The organism is Mucilaginibacter sp. OK098 (assembly GCF_900142915.1).
Taxonomy (GTDB): domain Bacteria; phylum Bacteroidota; class Bacteroidia; order Sphingobacteriales; family Sphingobacteriaceae; genus Mucilaginibacter.
In genome coordinates this window covers 462,002-488,405 of sequence record NZ_FRCM01000006.1, presented here as the reverse complement: position 1 = coordinate 488,405, position 26,404 = coordinate 462,002, and the positions used below count along the sequence as shown (strand labels likewise).

General features: G+C 41.5%; 24 protein-coding genes and 1 tRNA gene. 13 read left to right on the top strand and 12 right to left on the bottom strand.

Going from position 1 to position 26,404, the window contains the following annotated elements; all coding sequences use genetic code 11:
- Both BUE31_RS21975 and BUE31_RS21970 read left to right on the top strand, forming a co-directional pair.
- Window positions 1-1,167 (top strand): TlpA disulfide reductase family protein, encoded by a 1,167-nt coding sequence (locus tag BUE31_RS21975; RefSeq protein ID WP_073405990.1) that lies wholly within the window; start codon window positions 1-3, stop codon window positions 1,165-1,167.
- Between the two features lie 173 nt (window positions 1,168-1,340).
- Complete coding sequence (locus tag BUE31_RS21970) at window positions 1,341-2,483, top strand: TlpA disulfide reductase family protein (protein WP_073405989.1); 1,143 nt, start codon at window positions 1,341-1,343, stop codon at window positions 2,481-2,483.
- Window positions 2,484-2,538: 55 nt separating this feature from the next.
- Here BUE31_RS21970 and BUE31_RS21965 read toward each other — a convergent pair whose 3' ends face one another.
- Window positions 2,539-3,003, bottom strand: a complete 465-nt coding sequence (locus tag BUE31_RS21965; RefSeq protein WP_073406111.1) for an Lrp/AsnC family transcriptional regulator — start codon at window positions 3,001-3,003, stop codon at window positions 2,539-2,541.
- A gap of 173 nt (window positions 3,004-3,176) precedes the next feature.
- Here BUE31_RS21965 and BUE31_RS21960 point away from each other — a divergent pair, with 173 nt between their 5' ends.
- From BUE31_RS21960 to BUE31_RS21940, 5 genes are all read left to right on the top strand, one after another.
- On the top strand, window positions 3,177-4,247 hold the full coding sequence (locus BUE31_RS21960) for a PLP-dependent cysteine synthase family protein (protein ID WP_073406110.1): 1,071 nt from the start codon (window positions 3,177-3,179) through the stop codon (window positions 4,245-4,247).
- A 29-nt stretch (window positions 4,248-4,276) separates the two neighbouring features.
- Entirely contained in the window at window positions 4,277-4,726 is a 450-nt protein-coding gene (locus BUE31_RS21955) for a protein-disulfide reductase DsbD domain-containing protein (RefSeq protein ID WP_073405988.1), read from the top strand.
- A gap of 13 nt (window positions 4,727-4,739) precedes the next feature.
- Window positions 4,740-5,111 (top strand): hypothetical protein, encoded by a 372-nt coding sequence (locus BUE31_RS21950; RefSeq protein WP_073405987.1) that lies wholly within the window; start codon window positions 4,740-4,742, stop codon window positions 5,109-5,111.
- A gap of 15 nt (window positions 5,112-5,126) precedes the next feature.
- Window positions 5,127-6,779, top strand: coding sequence for a protein-disulfide reductase DsbD family protein (locus tag BUE31_RS21945; RefSeq protein ID WP_073405986.1), 1,653 nt, complete (start codon window positions 5,127-5,129; stop codon window positions 6,777-6,779).
- A gap of 179 nt (window positions 6,780-6,958) precedes the next feature.
- The gene (locus tag BUE31_RS21940; RefSeq protein WP_234997886.1) at window positions 6,959-9,403 is read left to right on the top strand and encodes a TonB-dependent receptor; all 2,445 of its coding nucleotides are present in this window, start codon (window positions 6,959-6,961) and stop codon (window positions 9,401-9,403) included.
- A 105-nt stretch (window positions 9,404-9,508) separates the two neighbouring features.
- Here the strand turns inward: BUE31_RS21940 and BUE31_RS21935 are convergent, their stop codons facing one another.
- The 3 genes from BUE31_RS21935 to BUE31_RS21925 all read right to left on the bottom strand — a co-directional run bounded on the left by BUE31_RS21935 (window position 9,509) and on the right by BUE31_RS21925 (window position 12,606).
- Entirely contained in the window at window positions 9,509-10,372 is an 864-nt protein-coding gene (locus tag BUE31_RS21935; RefSeq protein WP_073405984.1) for an ankyrin repeat domain-containing protein, read from the bottom strand.
- Between the two features lie 182 nt (window positions 10,373-10,554).
- The gene (locus BUE31_RS21930; protein ID WP_073405983.1) at window positions 10,555-11,820 is read right to left on the bottom strand and encodes an FAD-dependent oxidoreductase; all 1,266 of its coding nucleotides are present in this window, start codon (window positions 11,818-11,820) and stop codon (window positions 10,555-10,557) included.
- Between the two features lie 27 nt (window positions 11,821-11,847).
- Window positions 11,848-12,606, bottom strand: coding sequence for a helix-turn-helix domain-containing protein (locus tag BUE31_RS21925; protein WP_073405982.1), 759 nt, complete (start codon window positions 12,604-12,606; stop codon window positions 11,848-11,850).
- Between the two features lie 203 nt (window positions 12,607-12,809).
- On the opposite strand from BUE31_RS21925, the gene BUE31_RS21920 reads away from it, so the two are divergent.
- The gene (locus BUE31_RS21920; RefSeq protein WP_083620188.1) at window positions 12,810-14,093 is read left to right on the top strand and encodes a S10 family serine carboxypeptidase-like protein; all 1,284 of its coding nucleotides are present in this window, start codon (window positions 12,810-12,812) and stop codon (window positions 14,091-14,093) included.
- 48 nt (window positions 14,094-14,141) lie between these two features.
- Here the strand turns inward: BUE31_RS21920 and BUE31_RS21915 are convergent, their stop codons facing one another.
- From BUE31_RS21915 to BUE31_RS21900, 4 genes are all read right to left on the bottom strand, one after another.
- Entirely contained in the window at window positions 14,142-14,615 is a 474-nt protein-coding gene (locus tag BUE31_RS21915) for a MarR family winged helix-turn-helix transcriptional regulator (protein WP_073405980.1), read from the bottom strand.
- Between the two features lie 157 nt (window positions 14,616-14,772).
- Window positions 14,773-17,337 (bottom strand): DUF5686 and carboxypeptidase-like regulatory domain-containing protein, encoded by a 2,565-nt coding sequence (locus BUE31_RS21910; protein WP_073405979.1) that lies wholly within the window; start codon window positions 17,335-17,337, stop codon window positions 14,773-14,775.
- A 23-nt stretch (window positions 17,338-17,360) separates the two neighbouring features.
- Window positions 17,361-17,714, bottom strand: coding sequence for a hypothetical protein (locus BUE31_RS21905; RefSeq protein ID WP_073405978.1), 354 nt, complete (start codon window positions 17,712-17,714; stop codon window positions 17,361-17,363).
- Between the two features lie 216 nt (window positions 17,715-17,930).
- On the bottom strand, window positions 17,931-18,557 hold the full coding sequence (locus tag BUE31_RS21900) for an START domain-containing protein (RefSeq protein ID WP_073406109.1): 627 nt from the start codon (window positions 18,555-18,557) through the stop codon (window positions 17,931-17,933).
- 298 nt (window positions 18,558-18,855) lie between these two features.
- Between BUE31_RS21900 and BUE31_RS21895 the strand changes: the two genes are divergently transcribed.
- The gene (locus BUE31_RS21895; protein WP_143167207.1) at window positions 18,856-19,494 is read left to right on the top strand and encodes an ankyrin repeat domain-containing protein; all 639 of its coding nucleotides are present in this window, start codon (window positions 18,856-18,858) and stop codon (window positions 19,492-19,494) included.
- A gap of 171 nt (window positions 19,495-19,665) precedes the next feature.
- Here BUE31_RS21895 and BUE31_RS21890 read toward each other — a convergent pair whose 3' ends face one another.
- The gene (locus tag BUE31_RS21890; RefSeq protein WP_073405976.1) at window positions 19,666-20,523 is read right to left on the bottom strand and encodes an RNA polymerase sigma factor; all 858 of its coding nucleotides are present in this window, start codon (window positions 20,521-20,523) and stop codon (window positions 19,666-19,668) included.
- 70 nt (window positions 20,524-20,593) lie between these two features.
- The gene (locus tag BUE31_RS21885) at window positions 20,594-21,397 is read right to left on the bottom strand and encodes an SDR family NAD(P)-dependent oxidoreductase (protein ID WP_073405975.1); all 804 of its coding nucleotides are present in this window, start codon (window positions 21,395-21,397) and stop codon (window positions 20,594-20,596) included.
- Window positions 21,398-21,601: 204 nt separating this feature from the next.
- Here BUE31_RS21885 and BUE31_RS21880 point away from each other — a divergent pair, with 204 nt between their 5' ends.
- The 4 genes from BUE31_RS21880 (at window position 21,602) to BUE31_RS21865 (ending at window position 24,819) form a co-directional block, all read left to right on the top strand.
- Window positions 21,602-22,342, top strand: a complete 741-nt coding sequence (locus BUE31_RS21880; protein ID WP_143167206.1) for a hypothetical protein — start codon at window positions 21,602-21,604, stop codon at window positions 22,340-22,342.
- A 519-nt stretch (window positions 22,343-22,861) separates the two neighbouring features.
- The gene (locus BUE31_RS21875; protein WP_073405973.1) at window positions 22,862-23,629 is read left to right on the top strand and encodes an SDR family NAD(P)-dependent oxidoreductase; all 768 of its coding nucleotides are present in this window, start codon (window positions 22,862-22,864) and stop codon (window positions 23,627-23,629) included.
- 111 nt (window positions 23,630-23,740) lie between these two features.
- Window positions 23,741-24,112 (top strand): MFS transporter, encoded by a 372-nt coding sequence (locus BUE31_RS21870; RefSeq protein WP_159440727.1) that lies wholly within the window; start codon window positions 23,741-23,743, stop codon window positions 24,110-24,112.
- Between the two features lie 89 nt (window positions 24,113-24,201).
- Window positions 24,202-24,819 carry a Crp/Fnr family transcriptional regulator gene (locus BUE31_RS21865; RefSeq protein WP_073405971.1) on the top strand — a complete coding sequence of 206 codons (618 nt, stop codon included), beginning with the start codon at window positions 24,202-24,204 and terminating at the stop codon, window positions 24,817-24,819.
- Window positions 24,820-25,021: 202 nt separating this feature from the next.
- Here BUE31_RS21865 and BUE31_RS21860 read toward each other — a convergent pair whose 3' ends face one another.
- Both BUE31_RS21860 and BUE31_RS21855 read right to left on the bottom strand, forming a co-directional pair.
- On the bottom strand, window positions 25,022-25,573 hold the full coding sequence (locus BUE31_RS21860) for a nuclear transport factor 2 family protein (protein ID WP_073405970.1): 552 nt from the start codon (window positions 25,571-25,573) through the stop codon (window positions 25,022-25,024).
- Window positions 25,574-25,942: 369 nt separating this feature from the next.
- Window positions 25,943-26,030: transfer RNA gene (locus BUE31_RS21855), tRNA-Ser, on the bottom strand.
- Between the last annotated feature and the right edge of the window lie 374 nt (window positions 26,031-26,404).

The following is a 26,404-nucleotide window of genomic DNA, read 5'->3' as shown; positions in this document are numbered from 1 at the left end:
ATGAGAACGATAAAAAAACTAATATTATTTATTGCACTGATAGCAGCTATAAACAAAGTGGGCGCCCAAAATACCGGTGCAAATAATATTGTAATTGAAGGAACAGCTGATGCCAGATACAATGGTGAATACGTTCACATCTACAACAATGTGCTTAAGGAAAAGCACGATAGTACCATAATAGCCAATGGTAAATTTTCATTTACCAGGCCATTTAAGGAACCTACGCGCTATATGTTTTATAGCAGTTTCGAAATAAGGACCAAACATGGCTATTCCCCTTTTGGGATCCTGGTCGATCATCCTTCTGTTATTCACCTGGCTGCCGATATGGACAATTTTACCAACTCAAAAATAACCGGCTCGGCCGCGCAGGATGTTTATGATAGCTTTAATGCAAAATCAAAGCCCTTGGAAACTGCCATGATGGATAAGTTATATTCAAAATATGGTAAAGCCTATGTAGATAGTGATAAGGTGGATACATCAACTCAAAAGTATAAATCAATGATAAAGGACTATTATGCATTCATGGCTGATAATAAAAAAGAATCTAACAAGGTAGCTGAAAGTATTATCCGGCAAAATCCATCGTCCTTTGCTTCAGTTATGCTACTGGATAATATCTGCCGCGACCTTACGCTTGCTGAATTGGAACAGTTATATGGTTCGCTATCGCCTAAATTCAAAAAAGGATTCTTCGCCCAAAGTATCGAGGATAATATATCCGGCCGTAAACAATCAGCCATAGGCAGCACGGTTAATGATTTTACGCTTAACGATCCCAAAAACAACCCCATGAAATTCAGCTCGCTTAAAGGTAAATATGTACTGATAGACTTTTGGGGAAGCTGGTGCGGCCCATGCCATCAAGCTTTCCCCCGCCTTAAAGAATTGTATGGAAAATACCATGATAAAGGCTTCGAGATATTAGGCATTGCAACAGAATCCAATAATGAAGCCTGGACAAAAGATATTGTTAAAAGTGAATTACCCTGGCTGCAAATGGTTGACGACAAAGCCAACAACGTATCGCAAAAACAATTCGCGGTTACCGAATACCCAACAACTATTCTCATCGACCCTGATGGCAGGATCGTTGGCAGATTCGCTTATAACGAAGAAGATCAGCGGGATCAAAAGGTAGCGTCAATATTTAAAAACTGATTAATGCCACCGGAAAAACATACAGTAATAACAAAGTAGACCAGTTGAAACTGTAAAATAGATGACTAAATCCATTAAATAACAGAAAATTTACGGATTTCATCGGAATGAGTGTTGTTAATATCGGTTATACTGAAATTTATGAGTTACAAAACATTAATTAAACACAAAAAATGAAAAATATTAAACTTTTTTTAGGGGCAGCTATAGTTATTATAACGCCCTCGGTATTACTGGCACAAACCGCCACTTACACCTTGAACGGCAAGGTAGGCCAATTATCGGCGCCGGCAAAAGCTTACTTAATGTATAGCAATGACGCGGGCAGGCAAACAGATTCAACCACTATAAACAACGGTGTTTTTACCTTTAGCGGCCCCTTAAGCGAGCCTAAAAGCGCTTACTTAATAGTGAATAAAAAAGGCACCGGGATCCGTTCAAATGATGTAGGGTATATTGACCTTTATTTAGAAGCCGGGAACATCTCGGTAGTTAGCCCTGATTCTATAAACAACGCTAAAATTACTGGCGGCTCCATAAATGCAGATAACACCAAATTGAAGATTGCATTGGAGCCGGCAAGTGAAAAAATGAAAGCGCTGAATAAAGACTACCAGGCAGCATCGCCCGAAAAAAGAAAAACAAAAGAATTTAGCGACGATATTGAAAAAAGAAGCGATGCTATTGAAAAAGAGCAAAAAGCCGTTTACCTGGCATTTATAAAAGCCAACCCAAACTCGTTAATGAGCATGTTTGCGCTAAAAAACTATGCAGGTTCGGTACCTGATGTTACTGAGGTTGAGCCTGTTTATAATTCACTTTCGGCAAGTGTGCGCTCAACCAAAATGGGTGTTGATTATGCTGCAGATATTGAAAAAATGAAAAAAACTGCAGTTGGTGCTGTTGCCCCCGACTTTACACAGGCAGACACCGCAGGCACAGCCATATCATTGCATGATTTTAAGGGCAAATATGTTTTGGTTGATTTTTGGGCCAGCTGGTGCGGGCCATGCCGGGCCGAAAACCCCAATGTGGTTGTTGCATTTAATACCTACAAAGCCAAAGGGTTCACCGTACTCGGCGTATCGCTTGATCAGCCTGGTGCAAAAGACAAATGGTTAAAAGCCATTCATGACGATCATTTAACATGGACGCAGGTATCAGACCTGAAGTCGTGGAAAAATGAGGTGGCGCAACTATACTCTGTACAGGCTATCCCCCAGAATTTCCTGATTGGCCCCGACGGAAAGATAGTTGGTAAAAACCTACGCGGCGATGACCTGAACAATAAACTAAAGGAGTTATTTAATAAATAATTCAATGCTGAACTGCTGCATAGCTGTGGCAGTTTCTTTTTTAAAATGTTAATTATTACAAAGGATAAGCGGTATCGCTTTTAGTTTCTGACAGTACAAAAAAGCTTTGCACGGAGGTGATGCGGGGCAATGTGCCCAGCTTTCGGTAAAAATGATGGTATTCCTCCATATCCCGGGTAGCTACCCGGAGGATGAAATCAAAAGTGCCGGTCATTTGAAAGCATTCCATAACCTCGGGGAATTTGAGTATTTCGCGTTCAAAGGTACTTAAGGTATCAGCGGTATGGTCATTCAAAAGTACCTGGCTAAAAGCGATCAGGGTTTTATTGATCTTCTTTTTGTCGAGGATAGCAACCGTACGCAGAATATAGCCTTGTTCTTTTAAACGCCTTATTCTTTCATGTATGGTGGCTATTGATTTGTGCAGCTTATAGGAGATCTCCTTATTTGTTAAAGAGGCGTCCTTTTGCAAAAGCTTTAGTATTTCAACATCTGTGGGGTCTAATTCTGATGTGCTCATATTATACGGGTAAAAAGTGAACTGAAAATAATCCTGTTTAAAAGCGCTTAGATATTTAAAGCTGTAAAATATTACAATAAAAGATAAATATAGCATAAAATTTACGGAATTATTTGAAAGTATTGTGTTTAAAATTGGTAATTCGCAATTTTATTGAAATTAAAGCTTTAAAAATGGAAACAGAAGTGGATACAATTTCAACAAACCTATCAGCCACGCTCGAAAAAAAATTCAGGCATTTGTGGTTCCTGGTAGGTAATACCCCAATGCTTGAATTACAATATGAGTATAAAGGAGCAACAGGAAATATTTACGTTAAATGTGAACATTACAACCTTACCGGCAGTGTAAAGGATCGTATGGCGCTTTATATAATGTACCAGGCTTATAAAAACAATACAATAAAACCGGCAGACATAATAGTGGAGGCAACCTCGGGTAATACAGGTATTTCTTTCGCGGCCATTGGAAGAGCGCTGGGGCATGAAGTAATGATCATGATGCCCGAGTGGCTGAGTAAGGAGCGGTTTGATATCATCAGGAGCCTGGGCGCCAAAGTGCACCCGGTAAGCAAAGCGGATGGTGGGTTTAAGGGCAGCATAGCATTAGCAGAGTACCTGCATAAAAGCGCGGACAAATATTTTTTGCCCCGGCAGTTTGAAAACCAGTATAACGCTGAAGCGCATGAACGCACAACTGGCCCCGAAATTTGGCAGCAGCTAAAAAGCATAGGTAAAACCCCGGATGCGTTTGTTGCAGGCGTAGGCACAGGTGGTACGGTAATGGGTACAGGCAAATATCTTAAAAGTATGGCTCCTGGTATAAAGATCCACCCGCTTGAGCCGGCCGAAAGCCCTACGCTTACAACAGGTTATAAAGTAGGCAGCCATCGCATACAGGGAATCTCAGATGAGTTTATACCTGCCATTGTAAACCTTGGCGAACTGGATGAAGTGGTGCAGGCCAATGATGGCGATGCTATTATTATGGCGCAAAAGCTATCAAGGCAATTGGGACTGGCGGTAGGCATCTCATCAGGAGCAAATGTTATTGGAGCCATTAAACTAAAAGAAAAGCTGGGCGCGGATGCTGTGGTAGTAACACTGTTATGCGATAGCAATAAAAAATACCTGAGTACAGACCTGGTAAAGGAAGAGCCGGTAAAAGAAGGCTATGTTTCTACCGATACGGAGTTTACGGGTTATCATCCTATAGGTCGTTTACCGCAACCGGTAGTTCAATAAAAATATCATCAAATAAAAAAGCTAAACAAATGAAAAAAATAATCACATCCGCAGTAATACTATTACTGTTTGCTGTAGCCGCAAAAGCGCAGATCCTTACACCGGTACACTGGAGCTATGGCGCAAAAAAAACCGGTAATAACGAAGCCGTGGTTTTTATTAAGGCCACTATTGATGATGGCTGGCACCTGTATTCGCAATTTGTAAAAGATGGCGGCCCTGTAAAAACCACTATAGCTTTCCCGCCGTCGGCATCATATACGCTGATAGGCAAAACTGTAGAACCAACCCCCATAACCAGGAATGAAAAGGTGTTTAGCATGGATGTGAGCTTTTTTGAACACGAGGTTGTTTTTCAGCAAAAAATAAAATTAAAAACAGGACAGGCCACCGTAAAAGGCACGCTAGAGTACATGACCTGTAACGATCATCAATGCCTGCCTCCTGATAACCTTGAGTTTAGTGTACAGGTAAAATAAATCAATTTTTTAAATGAAAAAGATGCGGATTTGGGGCTACCCCGGGCTATGCCTTTGCCTTGTATATAGTTTTATGCTGTTTTCATGTGCGGTAAAACATGAAGGTACGCTGGCAGAAAAACCGGTTACCAGGGATCCTGCAACTTGCCTTTATAAGCTCGAAATTGTAGTAGCGCCGGTAAAATGGCTTTCAGATATGCGCAGTTATGATGACGAATTTAATTTTCTGCCTTATAATATCGTGAACCGCACATCATATGGCAATTCACGGATCTTTTTATTGTCATTCCGCACAAATGATTTTGAACAGGTGCAGCTGCTAAAAGACCAGCTTTTAGCCACAGGAATTGTGGAACAGGTTAAAATAATGAAGGTGCCAAATTAAAATTTATTATAAATTATGATACTTAACAAACATAAATTGTTGCTATTAATGTTCCTGGCTTTTGGAATGTTGTTTGCTTTTAACCATGTTAAAGCGCAGGATTCGGTATCCTCGGCAGGGGTGCAGTTTAGTCCTTCAACACCGGATCCTGCCAGGCCAAAAATTGAAAAGCCCGTTACAGTGAAACAGGCAAAAGCTGTAGCTAAGAAACAGGAAAACAAATCGTTATGGGCCATTTTCCTGGCCGGGATTGGAGGGGGCTTTGCAGCACTGTTAATGCCCTGTATTTTTCCGATGCTTCCGTTAACGGTGAGCTATTTTACAAAATCAGGCGATAAAAAAGGCAGCGCTGTAGCAAAAGCCATTATCTATGGCATCAGCATTATAGCCATTTATGTGGTGATGGGATTGCTGGTTACCATAATTTTCGGGGCAGATGCATTAAACAGCCTGTCGACCAACGGCATCTTTAATTTCGGTTTCTTTTTGCTGATCGTAGCTTTTGCAGCCTCATTTTTAGGAGCATTTGAGATCACTTTACCTAATTCATGGGTAAACAAAATGGATCAAAACTCGGATAAGGGTGGCCTTGCCGGATTATTCTTTATGGCAGCAACGCTGGCACTGGTTTCTTTCAGTTGCACAGGCCCTATAATAGGTACCTTGCTGGTACAGGCTGCTACAAGCGGTGCGCTGCTGGGGCCTGCAATCGGCATGTTCGGTTTTGCGCTTGCTCTTGCAATCCCGTTTGTAATTTTTGCTTTGTTTCCGAGCCTTCTCAAATCGCTGCCGCAGTCTGGCGGCTGGCTTAATAGTGTTAAGGTAACTTTAGGTTTTCTTGAACTTGCTCTGGCGTTAAAGTTCCTTTCCAATGTCGACCTGGCCTATCACTGGCATTGGTTTGACCGGGAAATATTCCTGGTGCTTTGGATAGTGATATTTGCTTTAATGGGATTTTATCTGCTGGGGAAATTAACATTCTCGCATGATAGTCCGCTGCCTTACATTTCGGTGCCAAGGCTATTCCTGGCTATCATTGTATTATCATTTACCATGTATATGGTACCGGGTTTGTGGGGAGCCCCGCTAAAATCAATCTCGGCATTCCTCCCTCCGCAGGCAACGCAGGATTTCGACCTTTATTCGCCCGGTGGGAACAATAATACAGGTAGCAGCCTACAGGCTGATGATCAGCCTCATAAATATGCGGCTTTGTTCGACAAGCCCAAAGGCTTCAATCCGTTTTTTGATTATGATGAAGGCCTGGCCTTCGCAAAAAAGGTACATAAGCCTGTTATGATAGATTTTACCGGCCATGCCTGCGTAAACTGCCGGAAAATGGAAGCCAACGTTTGGACAGATAAGCAAGTTTACCAAACCATTACCGGGGATTATGTGCTGATCCAGTTATATGTAGACGATAAAACAACCCTGGCCGCTAATGAAGAAACTACAACGCCCGAAGGCAGAAGTATTAAAACAATAGGCAATAAATGGAGCTATTTGCAAACCAGCAGATTCCAGGCAAATTCGCAGCCTTTTTATGTATTGCTTGATCCGGGTACACAGCTGCCCCTGGTGCCGCCGCAGGGTGCTGATTTTGACCCACAGAATTATTTAAAGTATTTAAACAGCGGGCTTGCAGCCTACAAAACCAACAATAATTAAAATAATGAATAAAAAGCCTTCAGTCGTTCTTTATAAGATTAGTTAATAGAATATTATGCATCTTTTGAAGCGGGTGCATTAATATTTGCAACGCTTATTTAAACTAATTATAAATAATATTTTATAATTCAGATTGTGATTATATCTTTGCGCTTAATTAGACTTAATCTAAATAAAGCGTGAAAATAATATACAACTTATCTACTACATTCTTTTTTTTGATGCTGGTGTTAGTTTGCAACATCGTTAAAGCAGACGACGACCTTGCAACCGGCAAAATTTCAGGGATAGTTAAAACATCTGATGGCCAGCCAGCAGCATTTGTAACCGTATCTGTAAAGGAACTAAACAGAACGACCAGTACCAGGGACGATGGTAGCTTTGTTATCAGTAATATTAAGCCCGGGAGCTACACTTTGGTGGTTTCATTTGTTGGAACACAAAGCCAGGAAAAGCCGGTTACCGTGCTGGCCTCAAAAACAGCTACAGTAAATTTTACATTAACCGAAAATTCGGCGAAGCTTAATGAGGTAGTTATTAGTGCAAATAGAACGCCTAAGCCTGTATCATTGGATAAAGCGAATATTCGCGCCCTTGATCTTCCTCAAAGTACCGGAACGGTAAGCAGCCGGGTTATTGAAGACCAGCAGATTAACCGTTTGGGTGATGCCATTAAAAATGTAAGTGGTGTTTCGTTAACGCAAACACGAGGCGGCGTAGGTGAAACGTTTTCTGCCCGTGGATACAGTATTGGTATAACCGGCGCATCAAGCAGCATTTTTAAGGATGGTGTATTAACCAATACTGCCGGTTTTCCTGAAGCAAGTACGCTGGAATCTGTAGAGGTATTAAAAGGAAGTGCGGCACTGCTTTATGGTAACGTATCTGGCGGCCTTATTATTAATATGGTTACAAAAAAGCCGCAATTTGAGAGTGGCGGCGAGGTTTCCATGCGGTACGGAAGTTACAATATGTTTAAGCCCAGTGTTGACATTTATGGGCCCCTTAGTCAAGATGTGGCCTTTAGACTGATCGGGGTTTATGAAAACGACGGCAGCTACCGCAACCACGTTTATACCGAGCGGAAATATGTAAATCCTTCTTTATTATTTAACCTCGGAAAAAAAACAACCCTGCTGGTTGAGGGCGATTATTTAAAAGAAAGCCTGACCCCCGATTTTGGCATAGGATCTTTAAATAATGGCCAGGCAATTCCTACAATGGTGCCACGCTCACAATACATCAACACTTCATGGGCATATAGCCATATGGATCAGTTTTCTGGTATGGCCACTTTAAACCACCAGTTTAATGATAACTGGCACTTAAATGCTATTATATCCGGGCAGGGGACCCACATAGACTCGTACCAGGCCAGCTTGCCCAATACGGTAAGCGCAACAGGCGAATGGAACAGGGGACTGGCCCGCGCAAAAACTATTGAAAATGACTACACCGGCCAGGTAAATTTAACCGGTAAATTTAAAACCGGCTCAATAAGCCATCAAATATTAGTTGGAACCGATGTTACCAAAGTTGTAAACGTTACCAATGGCTACAGCGTTGCCGGCAAAAATATCAGCACTTATGTTTATGATAAGATAAATACTATTGACCTGAATAAATATACTCAGCGTACCGATATTCCAAACGCTACAGATACAGCGCGCACTACGGCCCCAGTATATCGTTTAGGCACTTATGTGCAGGACCTGGTGAGCCTTACAGATAAAATTAAAGTATTGGCAGGGATCCGGTGGTCATGGCAGCAAACCTATCAAACCAATATTCAATACCTGCAAAAACAAATTTCAGGCAATGGAACGGCTATAACCCGGTATGATCGTGCATTTTCACCAAAAGTAGCGTTCATATACCAGCCCGTTAGTACAAGCTCGGTATATATAAGCTACAGCAATAACTTTATGGTTAATAGCGGCACAGATGTAAACACAGGGCAGGGCCTTAAGCCATCGCTGGTGAACCAGTATGAAGCAGGTTTAAAAAATGAATTGTTTGACGGCAAGATCATTGCTAACTTGAGCGTGTACCGTATTATTAACAGCAACCTGGCTGTGGTAGCGCCCTTTAAAGCCGATGGCTCCATTAACAGTGATAACACCCTTAAACAACTTAACGGAGAAACTACCAGTGATGGTTTTGATGTTGATGTAACGGGCCATATTTCAAAGAATTTTTACTTTATTATGGGCTATTCTTACAACAATGCACGCTATACAAAAGTGTCGGGTTTAAAAGGATCGCCTATATTGGGCGAGCGATTAGTTATCAGCCCGGTAAGTACGGCTAATGCAACCCTGTTCTATACATTTGGCAATCCAACCCTAAAAGGGTTTAAGGTTGGAGCAACAGCATTTTATACAGGCAGGAGGATGGCGGGCTACAACAACGCGGTTCAGCAAATACAAGCCTACAGCCGGCTGGTTCCCGTTGGCGGCTTTACAACACTTGACCTTTCTGCCGGATATACTTATAAAAAGTTCTCGCTATTGGCAAGTGTAACTAATGTTACCAATACATTGAATTATCTGATCCATGATAATTATAGCATTACGCCAATTGCCCCGCGCCAGTTGTTAACAACATTGGCTTATAAGTTTTAACAAAATTCATCAAGGTTTTTTATGCACGCCAACGAGGGCGTGCATAAAAAATACCCTGGAGGTTTGAATCACGGTGTGCACCAAACCCTTCGTGCTATCCTTTTATTATTTCCTTTTCTCTAAATACGCTTCTATTTCGACAAAATTCATTCTGCCTGCTTCATCATAATAGTCATCGGTTTGCATGTGTTTTGCCCATCCTAAAGGTGATCCGTCATAAACTTTGTCCGGAACTTCAAGTTTTGCTCCTGCTTCAACCAATAGCTTTACGGCATCCAGTGAACCAGAAGAAACGGCCTGGTGTAATGGTGTAGCATGACTATGGAAGCCGCAATTACTTTCGGGGTAGCCGTTAGGATTAGCGCCCATCTTCAATAAAAGTTTTATCATATCCGCCTTGCCGTAGAATGCTGCCGCCGATAGCGCCGTTAATTTTTCACCGGCACTTGCTCCGGCCCCTAAACGATGAATATCGTCCATGCGTTCCAAACAAACTGCCGCAGGCAGGGTTAGTTTACCGCCACGGTTAATTAAATGTTGAGCAGCTTCGATATTGCCATGTGCTAAGGCTCCAATACAGTCGCCGGGAGTTGCGCCGGCATTTATCAGCAAATCCATCATGGCTATCTGTACGCCACATTCGCGCTGGATCCGTCCGGTGGCTATTAGCCCTAAAGCGTAGTCAATTTGACTATGATAAGTATTGGGTGCCCCGTGTTTTACCGCTTGTATAAGTACACGGGTTACTTCTACAATATTAGTAGGGAGCTTATCATTGCGAATGGGATTATCAGCAACAAACCAAAGCAGGTAAGGATCTTTAAAATAACCGGCCTCCGTTGTGCGCAATCTTTCCTTTACCAACCGTGGATGTTTGGAAATTATGCCTTCGAGTTCATTAATATTGCCGGAGTCTATCGCTTCAACAGCCTGAAGAAATTGCGGATCGGTGATGTCGGAATTTTTCATAGCTTCAATTAACCATATTATATTATCCCTGTTTGTAATTTTTAGTGCCCGTTTGTGTAATTCGGTGTTTTCATAATCTCAAACTAAGTGACATCGCAAACTATTAATTTATAATGGGATAACATTTTAAATGTACTAATTAAAGTTACCAAACAACCCGTTATTACCAAAATATTGACTGTTTATGTCAACGCGTTTTGCCCTGGAGAAAGCCCCACTGCTTTACGGATTAATGGAATTAAAGTAACACTTGCCCACATCTTACCAATAAACGTGGCCTGTTTCAGAATATTCCTGCTAAACATGGTCAGCATATTTTCAAGTGCTTTGGGCTTGTGCATCCATTCGGTATTAAATAATGTTGCCTGTCCTATTTTGGCAAATCTTGCAAACATCTGTTTTTCATAATTTGCAATAGCGGTTTGTGTGTTATCAAGTGCTTGATCTGTAAGGCTTTCGCTCAATTCCAGCGCGTCTAACATTGCCATATTTACGCCTTCGCCGGCAAATGGTGGCATCCAATGGGCTGCGTCGCCTATAAGTGTTATGTTTGATTTTGCTTCCCATTTTTGATCTAATGGCATACAGTATTGTGGCCGTGGAATGAAAAGTGTTTTTTCATTGCTAAACAATTCCCACCAAATGCTGCCCCATTCTGAAAATTCCTTTTTAAACCAGGCCAATACCTGCGTATTATCTGTAAAGTCCATCCCGCTTTTTTTATACCAAAATTCACTTGTTTTGCAAGCTGTTGCAAAGCCAAAGCTACCGTCGCCTTTTGAGCTTACTATTAAAGTTTTTTCGTTTCCGAGAGCAAAGATCTTACCTCCTTTCAATAGTTTATGAATAATGGGCGCTGTTTTTTCCGCATCTTTTATTGAGCCTTCCAGCATCGTTATGCCTGTCCAAAAAGGCTTGATATCCGTAACAAATGGCCTGATCCTGCTATTTGCGCCATCAGCCCCTATTACAAGATCTGCCACGGTGGAACTACCATTTTCGAAAACTAATTTCCAGGCGCTTTGGATGGGTTCTATAGATACAATACGGCTGTCCCAAACAACCGTATCCGGCTGTAATGAGCTCAATAAGATCTCTCTCAAAGGCCCCCGGTCAATTTCAGGCCTATGATTTTTGTGGCCAAATGTTTCAGTTGATTCTTCTGTGTGTTGGTCTAAATGAATTTTTGCCTGGTTATCTGTTATACGGATTTTATCTGCTCCTGGCCTGTAGTTGGCTTTAAATGCGTCCATCAAACCAGCTTTTTTTAATGCAGCTAAACCCGATTCGGCATGAAGGTCAAGGGCACCGCCCTGCACCCTTACATCTTTATTGATATCTCTTTCATACACTTTTACATCTGCTCCTTTGAGCTGTAAAAGCCTTGCAAGAGTCAAGCCGCCAGGTCCGCCGCCAACAATGGCTATCTTTTTATTTTGGATCATCATAATTACAATTTTAATTATGATGCAAAGCTACTTTGGGGGTAGGGCAGAGAATTGTATAAATCGGTCGTTTTTGTTTTTGAATAATTCTTTTGGCGTTACACCCGAAAGCCTTTTTATTTCCTTTATAAAATGGGCCTGGTCTGTAAAATTTTGCTCTGGGAAAAGCTTACCTTCTTTAATATGTTGAAATGAGGCCCTGAATCTTAAAATATTACAATAAGCTTTTAATGAAAGTCCAAATTGCTGGTTAAAATAACGATTGATCTGCCGGCTGGTCCAATATACTTTTTCGGATAATGCCTTAACGGTGAGTGAGCCGTTTGATGCGTATATTAATTCAAAAAGTTTTTGTTTCCGGTTGTCTGTTTCCTGTGGCAAAAGTGTTTTTATTTTGTTGGAAATCTTTTCACAAAATTTATAAAAATCATTTAAGTCATCTCGTGTAATTCCCCAGAAGTCAGGCGGTAACTGCAGAGCCTGATTTACTAAATTTGAAATGCTGGTGTTAAGCAAGTATTCAATAGCCAGCAATTTAAGATTGACGGCAAAAAATAAAGTCTTTTTTGGGAAAGTAGTTTGTGTAGGTTCACTTTCCAGGCCCATCAGGGTAATGTGGAAAGGCTCTGTTGTTGAACAAGAGAACAAAATGTCTATTCTGCCATCCGGGATAACTACAATTTCTTTATCGTTGTCCGAATGATTGGCAAGCATCCAAAACCTTTCAACAAAGTGAGAAATTGAAGCATCTGCTTTGATTATTTTATATTCGAGGTCGTTGTCAAACATCTCATTTTTCTACCCGAATATAGCATTAAAGTTTCATAGCGACACAATGGCTAACGTTTATTCATTTGCTGCCGTTGTCACCACCAACCCGTAAAGGGCAAAAGTGGAGCCAGAGGGATTCGAACCCTCCTGCTCTAAGAAAAAAACCATCCATAGCTCGCATTTAAAATATCTGTATATTTATAGCAACTTAAATCGAGATCATGAAAGATAGAATGCCTGTTTCGGCAATTACGGATGACCGAGTACTCACCTTACCTGGTTTAAAAACATCTGGACATAAAGTAGAAGGCGTTCAGTTTGCAGGATATTCGCCCGTTACAGGAAGCGCGAATCCGGTGGGACCGGATGAAGGATTATTCTATTGGTTTGCAGGCACCGGTGACTACGCCAAACGGCCCACAATTATCTGGACAAATGGCGGACCTGGTTCAAGCAGCTTTTGGGGTTTCTTCCTCGAAAATGGGCCTTATGAAATATCAATGGTCGAAGGGACTGACCCGGCTATGGTTTTAACGCCCCGCGCCCATGCCTGGAACCAGTATGCCAATTACCTGGTTTTTGAACACCCGCTAACTGTAACCATCTCGTTCGCCAGGGATGAAGACGCACCCAAAACCGTTGAGCAGGGGATGGAACAGTATTACCAGTCGCTTTTGAATTTTTTGACCAAACACCCTGAGATAGCTAAGAACCCCATCGTGCTTGCGGGTGAATCATACGCCGGTACTTATCTGCCACTGCTTGCCAAACTGATTGTTGAAGGCAATACTAAACCGGGCGGCGCCAAACTTAATTTATGCGGCACCGTGCTGCTTGATGCCTGGGTTGACCCCTGGGTGCAGATGGCTACTAACACCGCTTATGCGTTCAATCATGGCCTGATCTCTGCCGAACAAAAGGAAATATTGGATAAAAATGTTAGCCTCCCAACTGTCAACTTTGAAATAGAAACGCTGAGCGGTTGTTATATGGCTAATATTGCACAAACTGCTGACCCATCCTTCGACCCGGTTATGAAATATCTTAACGACGATGATTTCCGCAAAGCGGTGCATGCGCCAGCTGTTGGCCCGGGTACAACGGTAACCCAAAACTGGTCGGAGGTGGTATCCAAAAACTATACGCCGCAGGTGAACGACAGTTTTGCGCATATAGTTAAAGAATTATTGGAAGGCACGGTGATTGAAGGCGGCGCTAAACAACGTATTTTAGTTATCTCGGGCCTTAATGATGCCAAGGACTGCAATTTCCTGGGCACCGGCGAATGGCTGAACAAACTGGATGGTATTGCCGCGGCTGAGTTTAAGATGGCGGTCACCAAACAATGGCGAAGCCCTGATAATAAGCAAGTGCTCGGTTTTGAACAAAATGGCGGGCTGCTGAGCTGGTTAAAAGTGCTAAATGCCGGCCACTTAGCGGTATTGGACCAACCGCTGCTGATCCAGTATATTTTGGATGCCTTAGGCCTGAGTGTGAACCATTGACAATAAGGCTGGCAAAGATCAAGGCCTGTGGCAGCTTTAGCCTGAAATTCAATTCAGCACCGCTTTGCTCAGGTGTTCGTGGTTCAGATGTTCGTGGTATTCAACAAGTTTCAGCATTACATTGATAGCGGTTTCATAGTTCCTGGCGCCAACCACTTTCTTGTACTCATGTTCCAGCTCTGTCATTTGATTTTTAATATGCTCATAAAAGCGGATCCCGTCACCTGTTAAATATAACATCATTGAACGCCCGTCAGTACTGCATTTTTCACTCCTTACGAGTTTTAGTTCTTCCAGTTCTTTAATCACCTTGCTGGCTGCCTGTTTGGTTATACTTAAATTTGCCGCAAGCTTACTATTGGAAATTCCTGTGGTGCCTATACTCATAAACAATGGGATATGCGAATTATTAAAGCCTTCCAGGTTAGCATGGCAAAGTTTTGTACAATACCATTCATCCGAAAGTCGTTTCAAAAGGTATAATAGCCTGCTCGTCATTCTGGTTGCTTCCTCGTTTAACATGATCTTTAATATTAATGTTTAAGTAGGGATTAATAATAGGCCTTTATAATAATTTTAGTTTATCAATTTAAGTAAACCAGGCTGACCAATAAAGTCAACCAGGTTTACAAGTTTAACGATTTTTATACAATTAAATTGCACATAGAATTTAAGGTGATCAGAATTGAAATTTAACAAAAGCCCTTACACCCCATTTTGGCGCGTCAGGGTGATCAAGGTAAGTAAGCCTTCTAACCAGGTCTAAACGCAACAGCTTAAAGATATTCTCAATACCTGCGCTTGCTTCCATATAAGGGCCGTTGTTTAGCGTATAAGTTATTGGTTTGCCACTGCCGCCCACCGGATATTGCAATAAGTTGGGATCATTGGCCGGGTTATTTTCCTGCCTTACGCCACCCCATACTGATTTGAATGATACTACTTCCCTTAACTTCAATGATTGTAACAATGGCACCTTGTTAAAAAAGAACCCGTTAAAATGCTGATCAATATTGATGCTGGCATAGTGGTCACTAACAAATTCCAGGTAATTCATCAGGTTATATGATTGCAATTGCAATGCATAGCTTTGGTTGGCATGCTGGATATCCAGTAACGGATAAGGCAGCTTATTAAAGATATACCCGCCCTCTGCCGAAACATCTGCAAAACCCAGTTGTGAAAGATAAAAGCGTTTGGTGATGTTACCGGTAACATTCTGATAATTGTAATCGCCCTTAAAAAGTCCTTTGATCCCTTCCTGGTACCGCAGGGTAAAGATAGGGTACTTGTCAGGGATCGGGGTACGGTATAATTTACCCTGGTAAAATTTTTCATGAGGTGCGTACCGCAACTCCATTGACAATTCAGTGGTTTGCAGGCTATTTATAGTATTTGGCTGTCCCGCAATAATGTTCTGAAAATATAATGATCCTGTTGGCGCCTGGTTCCAGGCCTTTAGCTCAAACTTGTAGGAGAAATGGTTCAAATACTCATGCACATAATCAAGCCTAAAGATATCGTTATAGGTATAAATGCCGTGATCACCACGCTTAAATGAGAGCAGGAAGTTATCCTCCTGTACAAACTGAAGTTCCTGGCCCGGGATCTTGGTGTCGCGCTGTACGCTGGCTCTTATATAGTCCTGCGGGAAGGAATAGATCGATTTATTATTCAGGGAATACGTGCCGCTGAAAAAATATTTAAATTTTTCATCCTTAAAACCATATGCGCCATAGGTCTCGAAGTAATACCGTTTGCTCAGTTCTGTAGTTGTACGTCCGCCTAATCTCAGTCTGAAACCTTCTACCGGGTTAAAATTGTAAAAGGTATTTACCGGCCCTATTTCAAAAGGCCCTAAATTATCGTACCCTGCCACAAAAAGTGTAACCAGCTTCATTGTCCGTTTAAAGGATGGGATGGTTTGCAGGCTGTCAATATTCTTATAGATGTCTGCCTGTCCCGGTTTCAGGGTATCAGGACGATTAGCTTTCCAAAATTCATCCCCTTTTTCTGTCGCATTGTAGGCGATCATTTGCGCAGGACCTGAATAAGTCTCCTGCGGGCGTGGTTTGTTAACTGCAAAGTTATTGATGATCACCACACGCTCGCCATACACACCACCACCTTTATTTTTGTTCAGCCCAAAGTCTATCTTCAAATCGCTCTGGCTCAGCCGGTAGCGTCCGCCTTCTGTTTTTTCAAAAGCCAGGGTGGTTTGCATTTGGCGCACAAAGTTGAGGTTGATGTGTTTATTTACCGACAATACCGCTTTTTGTACCGCATAGTTGCCATCCATCGTAATGTAGATCTTACCATCAAAAAGCATATCGGTAGTATTACGCGGGGTAAAACTCAACTCGATCAATTGCGGGCTCACATCTTTGATGGTATCGGTAATAAAGAATTTGTAGAACGATGGTGCGCCATTGGCAATTGGGCTCAGCAACTGGTTACCCAATAACGGAATATTATTATCGTAGATCTCAATATCCATGTACATGCGGTTAAAGTATGCCTTAAGCCCCTCATTATCTACAAAGTTCTCATCGTACTTAACCTGCTTGTTGGCCTGGACCACTTGTTTTTTAACATATGGTGATTTGCGAAAGTAGTTGTCAGAAAGTTTTTCTTCCATGTACACCGGCAGCAGGTTTTTTCCGCCAATTGCATTGGAGTCCTGCTCCATAAACAAGAATTGATAATTCTTAAAGATCCGTTTCTGTTTAAACTTTTCAGAAAGATCACTCAATGAAAATATCATTCTTTCGTATTGCTGATATTCAGCATAGTCGAAATTTTCCAGTCTGTTTTGATCCTTGTGAGCAATCACCTTGCGGATCAGTTCCACAGCGGGATTGTTCTTATTGGTATACCTGGTTTTTTTACCGCTTTTTATAACTACCTCATTTAATGTTCTCCGGTCTTCGCTTAAAGAGATGTTTATAGTTTGCGCACTGCCAGGGGTAATATCCTTATAAAAGGTTTTATACCCTATAAATGAAACCTTGATGCGGTTATAATTTCCGTCGGTACTAATTCTGTAATTGCCCTGAACATCTGTAGTGCCGCCTATGCTGGTACCGTCAAAAGAAACACTTACAGCCGGCATGGTTTCGTGGGTACGCAGATCTGTAACTACTCCCTTAATGATGGTCTGCTGGGCCATCAACGTGGTTGATAACGTTAGGAATAAAAGTATCAGCGTGCTTTTAATTATTTTGTAAATATGGTCCGTTTTCATAATATTAAAGTGTAATTGAGGTTTCAGGCAGCTTGCGGATGATTGTAAATTATTTCAGAAGCTAACACTGTACCGTTTCTTTTGCTGCCTTTAATTTTTTTGAACAGGTTAGTTACAGCATTATTCCTGATGATATTAGCGGCAGATAAAAAATAGTCTTTCATGAAAATCAAAAGTATTCCCATCTCCATATCTGCACCCATGAAACTGTCTTTGAAAATTTGTTTAGCCAGCGGAAGCAAGTAATACCCTACCTTGTCGGTTGGAAAATTGGATGCTAAAAAAAGCTTATTCAGTTTAAAGCTCTTTACACTGGTGATTACTAGACTAGTTATGCCTGAAAGTGTTTGGTCGAAGTTGATACATTGCGTTTTCATGATTACTGATTTGACAGTACAAAGGTAAACTAAGTTGACTAAACTAGTCAACTTAGTTTACCAAAAAAAACATATTTTACTGTATTGTGACGCTGCCGTGATCAGCTGACATTAAGATGAAATTAGGATAGGAGAATCCCTTATAATACAAGCGATCCTGCTTAATCAAGCAGGATCGTTAGGCTACAGAACGTTAAAAGTTAAAACGTTCCCGGGTTAATTTTTTACAAACGCAAAGACAGTATTTTTGTAGTCGGGCTTTGTTAATTGTATTTTCAGGCTTTTGAAAATTTTCACAGGCGCTTCTGTAGCAAAAATATTAACCAGCCATGCAGGGAGAGCGCCTCCGGGGTCTACGTGGATAGAATATTCAACATGTACCTGATTTTGTCCAAGGGGCGTGATGATCCATTTGCCGATAGAATTTTCGATCCTTACAATGCCTTTTTTTATCGGAATAATGCCGGGTATTGCCGGGCCATCAATCGTAACTACTTTTGTGCCCGGATCCTGGCTAACTGTTAAATGGGCTACAAAGTCCCGGTTTGCTACAGGCCAGGGTAAACTAACCTCTGAATAATAGTAAAGCTCTGTAGGCGATACCTGCTTAACCAGTTTAGCCGACTTAACGTGGTATACCCAATCCGGGGCAGTGTTAACGTCCATGACAAGGGCAACCAACTGTGATGGCGTTGCATCGAAGTTAGCTTCCACTTTAATAGCTTTGATTTTTGAATCGGGCAATATGCTGGTGTATATTTTTATACCGTCCTTTTCGGTACTCAGTTTCCAATCATTTTGTGCGGATACAGAATTCAATCCTAGCACAAGAAGAAGTGACATAAGAAATATTTTATGCACTAAATTGATGAGTTGATTTGTTGTTTTCATTTCTACTGATTTATCGATGTAAAGGTAAACCAAGTTGACTAAATTGGTCAACTAAATTTACTAAAAAAATGATTTATGACGCTGGAATGATATGGTAACCCCGCCTGGCGGTACTTGACCAGCAGCTGCTGATCCAGTATATCTTGAATGCGGTAGGATTGGAGGTGATTTGATTTATTGACCATAATCAATTTTTAGTTTGTATTATTTATCCCACTTTTATGCAAGCAAAAAATTGAAGAATAAAAAAATGAAAAAGCTCATCGACAGTAAGGATTACAAAGGCATTGAACAAGCACTTTCAAATAATCCGGATCTTGCTAATGAAGGCATTCCATATGATAGTGTGAACACTACAAAAGCGCATCCCTTGCACAGAATTTGTGACGGTGTGTTTTCCGGAAAATATACCGATGAGGAAGCGGTTAGAATCGCAACAATATTCTTAGAACACGGGGCGAACGTTAACGGCAACGGATTGATAGAAAAACAGGATACACCGCTAACCGCCGCGGCAAGCCTGCACGCAGACCAGGTTGCAATTCTTTACATTGAAAAAGGAGCCAATATTGATCATGCAGGATGTCATGGTGGCACCGCATTACACTGGGCAGCATGGTGCGGAAGAGATAAAGTTGTTGGCCGGCTTGTACAGGAAAAAGCGGAAATCAATAAACGGTGTATAGATTTTAAAGCTACCCCGCTTTTTTGGGCAGTTCATGGATTAAAGAGCGATGCTACAAATAACCTGCGTGATTATTTGGAATGCGTAAAGATCTTAATTCAATCCGGTGCGGATAAAGATATCCCAAATGGTGATGGAAAAACTGTTTTTGATTTACTGAATGATGGAGATCTGGAATTAAAAGAACAATTAAAAGGAAATTAGATTGGACATCTTAATGTCACTCCCCTGCCTGGTTAAGCATCCTCTGCTTGACCGCGCAAAGTGTCGAACTTTTTTGATGATATACAATCGTTTAAAGTGATTATTATAGCTCGATTCCCATTCACCCCGCTATATGCAAGACGATTTCCGCGATCGTTCCATGGAAGCGGATCACTCTGCGTCACCCGGATTCCGGTCAAAAAAATCACTTTTTTCACCAATTGCCGTCCTGAGACACCTCATGATTTCCTCGTGGAGGTCGGTACCCGCAGCATGCAGGGGATCGATAGCCTTTGCCAGGAATGTTCGCAATGTAAAAAGCTGCTCTCTGTTATATTTCTTTGAGACTTTTACCAATTCCAGCTTCATCAGTTCTTCCTGCTGGTTCTGCTTAGGATTGAATATTTCATTTATATGGCTGCATTGGTGGCAGACGCCTTCCTGGTTGATTAACGCGCACCTGTGCTCGAAAATATCTGTCATTGTATTCCTGGCATCATTCAACAGGTGTTTTATCACGCCTTCCGTCTTTTCGAGGATAATACAAATTTCCTTTATCTGGAAATCGTACATATTCTTTAAGATCAGCGCTACCTGATTTTCAATCGGCAAGGTCTTTGAAATACATGTGAAACAGTAATCGATATGCTCTTTCATTTCGTAGGCCCCGGCAGGCGACGTATTGTGAACCATCCAAAATACCTGCCTGATTTCTTCCGAACTTATGGCCAGATCTGCCGCCCGATCCTGGGCATCTGCCTGCCATCTTTTTAATTTTCGTAAATGATCGTAGGCAAGGTTGGTGGCGATCTTGAATACCCATGTTTTTAGCGAAGAGTTCTGGTTGAAGGTCGATATATTAGTAAATGCTTTGATAAAGGTATCATGTGTCAGGTCTTCTACATCATCTCTGTCGGTAAGCAAACGGTACAGGTAAGATTTCAACTGGTTCTGAAATTCAGCAAACAGTGTTTGGAATGCATTTATATCTCCGGCTATAGCACATTTGAGGACTTCTTCTCTTTCCATTTATTCAGTTCATTGACAGATTAAAACGAAGGTAGCAGCCTTCCGCCGGAAGACTGCTATCGCTAATATATTATAAAATGTTCAGCTTGCCGCAATCTACATCAACAATATGGCTGTTGAAAACTACCCCGGTTTCAGAGGCAAGAAAAGCAGCCGTTTCGCCTACTTGCTTCAATGTCGGACTCGTCTTTAATATGTCGAAGGCCTTGTATTGTGTAATCAACTGCTCCAGCGGTATTCCATACTGTTTTGCAGTAGCATCGATCCAGCTGGAGATTCTTCTTGTTTCCATTATGGCGCCTGGGCAAATACAGATCACCTTAATGCCATCTCCGCCCCATTCAGCAGCCATCACCCGTGTCATCCCTTCAACAGCTGCACTGGCGGCCGTGATGCCCGCCAAATTCGCAAGCTTAGATCTTGATAATGCAGCAGTGAGCAGTAAGACAGTCCCCTCTGACCGGGTTTCCATCATATACTTCGCCGCTACCCTCGACGTAAGGAATTGTGAACCACAGATCTTTTTCATAGGGGCCATAAATTGTTCCAAAGTAGCCACAGCCGTAGAGGGACGGCCTCCCATCTCACTATAATCAACCGCGATTCCGTTGAATACTACATCCAGTTTGCCATTGTCCGAGATGACATTTTTTAAAAAGCCGTCTATTTCGGTCTCGTTCAGTGCGTCCACTTTGGCGGCTTCTGCGCGTCCGCCGCTCGCTTTGATCTCCTGGGCCAGGGCCTTTACAACATCCAGGTTCCGGGCGGTGACATACACCTTTGCTCCATGTTTGGCGAATGAACGGGCTACTGCTCCTGCAATTTCGCCCGATGCCGCAAATACAACGGCTACTTTGTCTTTTAGATTTTCCATTTTGTTTGGTTTTATCTTTTGACGATTTAGCCCGGCAAAACGGTCGGGTTTTCGTGAAATAGTTTTAAATATGGAGTAGTTAACTGATTATAAGCTATTTGGGGGGATTTTTTTTTCGTCGTTCGCAGGTGACCGGAGGGGTCCTGCGATTTAGATTTTGTGTAGAGGGAGAGATTCGGACCCATGATAGCTTTCTTGTCATTTTTGGATGAACTGAAAAATATAAATGGACGATTGAATATATTTGAATTAAATCCTGCAAAAATGTTTTTACCCGAACTACAAATAGAAAAATTAATTTTCCAACCTCAGCTCGATTTTAATGCGCTTGAGCTGAAATTAGATTTGGTAAAGCATTTGAACAAAGACGGTGATTTTACTAATATAAATTGGCTTAACACCCCCGGGCCTATTTATACAACTTTTACTGATAACTGTGGTACAGGACAGGTAGAGGCTATAGATAACGTCAGCGGCGATGAAGATTACCATGAAGTGATTTTTAAACAGCCATTTAATGAAAAAGAATTGGATGAGACGTTATCGGCGGCTCTTTGCGACCCCTTCGGGAGCTATTACTTTGACGGCAATTTGAATTGGAACGCTGATAGCGTATTGAATTGGTGGAATAGAAGTGAAGAACGGGCGAGTTATATAATGGCCAGATATAAAGATGAATTGGAGCTGCCGGAACAGCCCCACATTTCACATTGGAAAATAGGTGATAAAGTTTTTGCAGGTCAGCTTTTTGGTCCGCCGCGGCCGATGCCTGAAAATTATAAAACGTGGTTAGATTTTTATCAATTTGGACTTAAGCAATACCTTGAATGGTATATACAGAAATTGCAAAACTTGCAAATCTCCTTGCCGATATTTAAATATGATTGGAAGTATAAATTGGAACTTGATAAGTTATATAAACTTAACTTTCCGAAAAAGGTATAATCGGGGGTAACCTTAAAAATAAAAGCCTGCAACTTGCAGGCTTTTGTTTTCTTGCGGGGTGAACGGGAATCTATTAGAACACCTTGAGAGGATTTTAGAAGATGTTAAAGAGATACTTAATAGTCAAAAATAGAATCTGATTGAATTTAATGATTGGTAGGTAGGATATTTTTCACATGCCAACAACCACCCATTTTCCTTGTGCAACAAGTTCTTTGTAATAATCGATTCTAATGCTTGCAAAATCGTCGAATGGATGGTCTGTCAGAGTTTTTTCAAACTCTTTGTGTTTTCTTAACAACCTGATGACCTCTTTTTGTCAGGCTTGTATAGTATTTGCCTGTCAGTTACCGTTCACCGATATTGATAAATATCAATGACAATGGCTGAGGTTTTTCAGCTGGTACCGGCCCCAATTTGAGTTTAAATAATTGACATTTGTCACAGTGATTTAGTTACAAATGTCTTTTTTCTCCTATGAGGAACTCTTCAACTTTGTGCAAAAACTGATAACAAAAGATGAAGTTAAAAAACAAAGTTGCCGTGGTTACCGGAGGTAATAGCGGGATAGGATTCGGCGTAGCCGAAGCATTAAAGAACGAAGGTGCGAATGGTGTAATCACAGGAAGGAACCAGGCCACACTTGACAGCGCGGCAAAACAATTGGGTGAAGGATTCATCGGATTAAAAGGAGATGTGACCAATCTGGATGACCTGGAGAATGTGTTCAGGATAACGGTCGAAAGATTCGGTAAGATCGATATACTTGTCGTTAATGCCGGTGGTATCGTTGACGGGCAGCCTATGTCAGGAATAAATGAGGTGACCGAGGAGAACTATGACCTCTACATGGACCTTAATCTTAAAAGCACATATTTTTCCGTGAAAAAGGCGTTGCCTTACCTGAATGACGGAGCATCCATTATCCTTATCGGGTCAAGTGCCGCTCACCGTGCCGCTCCTGGCATGACCATCTACGGCGCTGCCAAAGCCGCCGTGATTTCCCTTGCTAAGGGCTTATCACTTGACCTTCTTTCAAGACGGATCAGAGTGAACACATTGTCTCCGGGATCAATCGACACCCCGGTATTTGGAAAGATCGTTCCGGATGAACAGGTGGATTTTGTCAAGAAAATGTGGGTTGATATAACCCCGGTTGGCAGGATGGGCACACCTGGTGACATCGGCAAAGCTGCCGCTTTCCTGGCATCAGATGATTCCGCTTTTATCGTCGGAACAGAAATTTTATCAGATGGCGGACTTACCAATATCAATTTAATGAAATAATCATCCTGCGGGCGGCATAAAAATACCGCCCGTAATTTTTAAAAACTATGGGAAATTACACCTGCAAACATGGGCGGGACCACTTTGGGCCGATTTCCCCTGGAAAAAAGCATGCACAGAACGCTGTTTTTTGCTACGCTGATCCTGGGCTGCATCGTCGATCTGATCGTTGTTTTTGAGCACAAAGCTATTGTGGTTTTTTGTTTGGTCGCCTTATGGGTGCTATTTTTTGGAATGTTGCAGACCGGATGGAATATTTGGATCACAAGGGTCGTTCCTGACGAGGCAGAAAGCGGAGGAGGGGCATTGGTGGCGATCATTCAACTCGGAATAATGACCGGACCCGGCGCAGGCGGTTACTTTTATGACACCTTCGGAGGGCAGGTGAATTACCTGTTGGGCAGTCTCGTAGCTGTCGGAGCAGCCCTCACCAGTATGGTAGCCTTCAGGCAGCAAAAATGGTCCTCCGCCGTTAACAAGTGATTCGCTTTAGCGTCATTTTAGCAACATATTAGTGCTAAGATCAAAAGAATTTGATGCCATTTGAATAGCTTTGTTAAAAAGCCGCTCAAATGTTTGCATCATTTGTAGAATATCTCCGTGAAAAAGGAACATTGACAACCCAGGAATTGGAGTTGCTTGCAAATGCTTCGGTACAGAAAAGAATCCGAAAAAATCAATACCTGCTTGAAGAAGGTGAGGTTAGCGATTATATCGGTTTTGTTGTTAAGGGAAGTTTCTGTTTGTTCCGGCTAAGTGCGGACGGGGAAGAATATGTCATGAGGTTTGCTATCGAGAACTGGTGGATCTCCGATTTTACAAGCTTTATATCCGGACAGCCTTCACTTTGTTATATAGAAGCGCTTGAGGATAGCGAATTGATCCGGTTCACAAAGGAAAAATGGGATTCTCTTCTCGAAGCCGCACCCAACTTTAAGCAGATTATCGATAACCTCACAGCGAGGAATTTCGAAGCTCACCAGAACCGGATATACAGCAATATCAGCGAATCTGCTGAGGTGCGATACGAAAACTTTGTTCAGCAATATCCAACGCTATACAATCGAATCCCTTTATACATGATCGCATCTTTCCTGGGACTTACGCGTGAAACGCTCAGTCGTGTCCGAAAACAGACCGGAAAAAAAAACACTCCAACTATACAGGTTTCAAACGAACATGCCGGTTAAGCTGCATTGGTACAGCTTCCCAAATGAATCATTTTGTTACTATAGTCAATTATTGATACCATATTAATGGGAAAGGCGGCATCTAAATAGAAGCCGCCCCCCTTTGATTTAGTAGTTTTTATTATGTGTTTACGCAGGACACCCTTACGATTGTTAGGATGTGCTACCAAAATTTAAAAATGGTGACCATTTTTTGGAGTTATTAAAGTCTGGCCTTATCAGAAACTTCGAAAGAATCCTCCAGGAGGTGATAACGGGTAAGCAGGCCATTTTTGACGACAATATCAATACTGAACTCAGACTTCATTTGCTTATTATTTTTTTTCATGCGGGATTCAAGGTATCCGAGAATAACCACACGGTCGCCTTTAGCCAGTATATCAGTGAAGATCAGCTTTTCAGGTTGAATGTTCGATTTAAGTAAGCGGAAACTTTCTTTGATGGCAGCTCTGCCGACCCTTTTACCGATCCAGGATACATTTTTGGTATCGCCAGGAATAAAATACTCAGCTTGTTCGTCAAAACAGGCTGCCAGTTCGTCTGGTGTAGCACCTTTCTTGAATTTATCAAAGAAGCTGTTAACCACCTTCAATGCTGAGGAATCCTGAGGCGTGTTGTTGTTAGCACTAACAATTGAAAGGTTCTTTAAATTATTTTTAAAGGGCTTATCGGCTACAATTGCAACCTTAACATTTTTACTGTAGGCAGCCATGGAAATGATGGCAAATCCTGTGATCAAAATTAGTTTTTTCATTTCATTTTTTTTTAATAAGTCAAAGGTAGATTGACCTCGTTCGGGTTAAGAGGACATTTGTTAAAATATCATTGTGACAATTATCAATAAGTCTTGATTCTGCATTCAAATAAGTTCTTTATCAGTTTTGTACAATCGCCGGCAGGATTGCTCTTTTAATAGGTGGATAAAAGAAATTGTGGAGCTTGGATTTTTGACGCTAATTGATCAACCAATTGTTTGACTTCGGATAAGCTTGGTACCATGCGTCTAGATTATATTCTGTTGTACTTTTGATTATCAAAAATAACAAAGGCCGTCTTGAATTAAGACAGCCTTTGTAAAAAAACGATAAAAGTTGAGTGATTTTAAGCACTACTCAACTTTCAGCGGAGAGGGAGGGATTCGAACCCTCGATACCCTTTTGAAGTATACACACTTTCCAGGCGTGCTCTTTCGACCACTCAGACACCTCTCCCTTATTTGGGGATTGCAAATGTAAAATAATTGCGCGGATAGCCAATACAAACCGAACGATTTAGTTCGACCGGTTTTGCCGTAGTAATAACATTACTCTTGCTAATCTCTCTAAAAATCCGTATTTTTATCAAAGCCCAAAAACGCTTTAAAATATCGTATAAACGGATCCTCAATAAACTCCGGATATTTTTTAAAATCTTCAAATTTTCGGAATGAATTCTTTTTTTTAGCGCTATTTTTGTATATTTATTTGATTTACAGACTTTTAAATATAAAAATTAGTAATGACAAAAACGCGTTTTGCCCGTTTTACGCTATTTTAAGACACGACCAAAAGCCACTTTGCCCGTTTTTTACCTGTTTTTAGACATG

Coding starts and splice junctions, on each gene's coding strand:
- BUE31_RS21860 (WP_073405970.1), bottom strand. CDS start 25,573: ATGAAAAAACTAATTTTGATCACAGGATTTGCCATCATTTCCATGGCT.
- BUE31_RS21870 (WP_159440727.1), top strand. CDS start 23,741: ATGCACAGAACGCTGTTTTTTGCTACGCTGATCCTGGGCTGCATCGTC.
- BUE31_RS21875 (WP_073405973.1), top strand. CDS start 22,862: ATGAAGTTAAAAAACAAAGTTGCCGTGGTTACCGGAGGTAATAGCGGG.
- BUE31_RS21970 (WP_073405989.1), top strand. CDS start 1,341: ATGAAAAATATTAAACTTTTTTTAGGGGCAGCTATAGTTATTATAACG.
- BUE31_RS21960 (WP_073406110.1), top strand. CDS start 3,177: ATGGAAACAGAAGTGGATACAATTTCAACAAACCTATCAGCCACGCTC.
- BUE31_RS21925 (WP_073405982.1), bottom strand. CDS start 12,606: ATGTTTGACAACGACCTCGAATATAAAATAATCAAAGCAGATGCTTCA.
- BUE31_RS21930 (WP_073405983.1), bottom strand. CDS start 11,820: ATGATGATCCAAAATAAAAAGATAGCCATTGTTGGCGGCGGACCTGGC.
- BUE31_RS21900 (WP_073406109.1), bottom strand. CDS start 18,557: ATGTCACTTCTTCTTGTGCTAGGATTGAATTCTGTATCCGCACAAAAT.
- BUE31_RS21965 (WP_073406111.1), bottom strand. CDS start 3,003: ATGAGCACATCAGAATTAGACCCCACAGATGTTGAAATACTAAAGCTT.
- BUE31_RS21955 (WP_073405988.1), top strand. CDS start 4,277: ATGAAAAAAATAATCACATCCGCAGTAATACTATTACTGTTTGCTGTA.
- BUE31_RS21935 (WP_073405984.1), bottom strand. CDS start 10,372: ATGAAAAATTCCGACATCACCGATCCGCAATTTCTTCAGGCTGTTGAA.
- BUE31_RS21950 (WP_073405987.1), top strand. CDS start 4,740: ATGAAAAAGATGCGGATTTGGGGCTACCCCGGGCTATGCCTTTGCCTT.
- BUE31_RS21910 (WP_073405979.1), bottom strand. CDS start 17,337: ATGAAAACGGACCATATTTACAAAATAATTAAAAGCACGCTGATACTT.
- BUE31_RS21895 (WP_143167207.1), top strand. CDS start 18,856: ATGAAAAAGCTCATCGACAGTAAGGATTACAAAGGCATTGAACAAGCA.
- BUE31_RS21865 (WP_073405971.1), top strand. CDS start 24,202: ATGTTTGCATCATTTGTAGAATATCTCCGTGAAAAAGGAACATTGACA.
- BUE31_RS21945 (WP_073405986.1), top strand. CDS start 5,127: ATGATACTTAACAAACATAAATTGTTGCTATTAATGTTCCTGGCTTTT.
- BUE31_RS21920 (WP_083620188.1), top strand. CDS start 12,810: ATGAAAGATAGAATGCCTGTTTCGGCAATTACGGATGACCGAGTACTC.
- BUE31_RS21975 (WP_073405990.1), top strand. CDS start 1: ATGAGAACGATAAAAAAACTAATATTATTTATTGCACTGATAGCAGCT.
- BUE31_RS21915 (WP_073405980.1), bottom strand. CDS start 14,615: ATGTTAAACGAGGAAGCAACCAGAATGACGAGCAGGCTATTATACCTT.
- BUE31_RS21885 (WP_073405975.1), bottom strand. CDS start 21,397: ATGGAAAATCTAAAAGACAAAGTAGCCGTTGTATTTGCGGCATCGGGC.
- BUE31_RS21890 (WP_073405976.1), bottom strand. CDS start 20,523: ATGGAAAGAGAAGAAGTCCTCAAATGTGCTATAGCCGGAGATATAAAT.
- BUE31_RS21905 (WP_073405978.1), bottom strand. CDS start 17,714: ATGAAAACGCAATGTATCAACTTCGACCAAACACTTTCAGGCATAACT.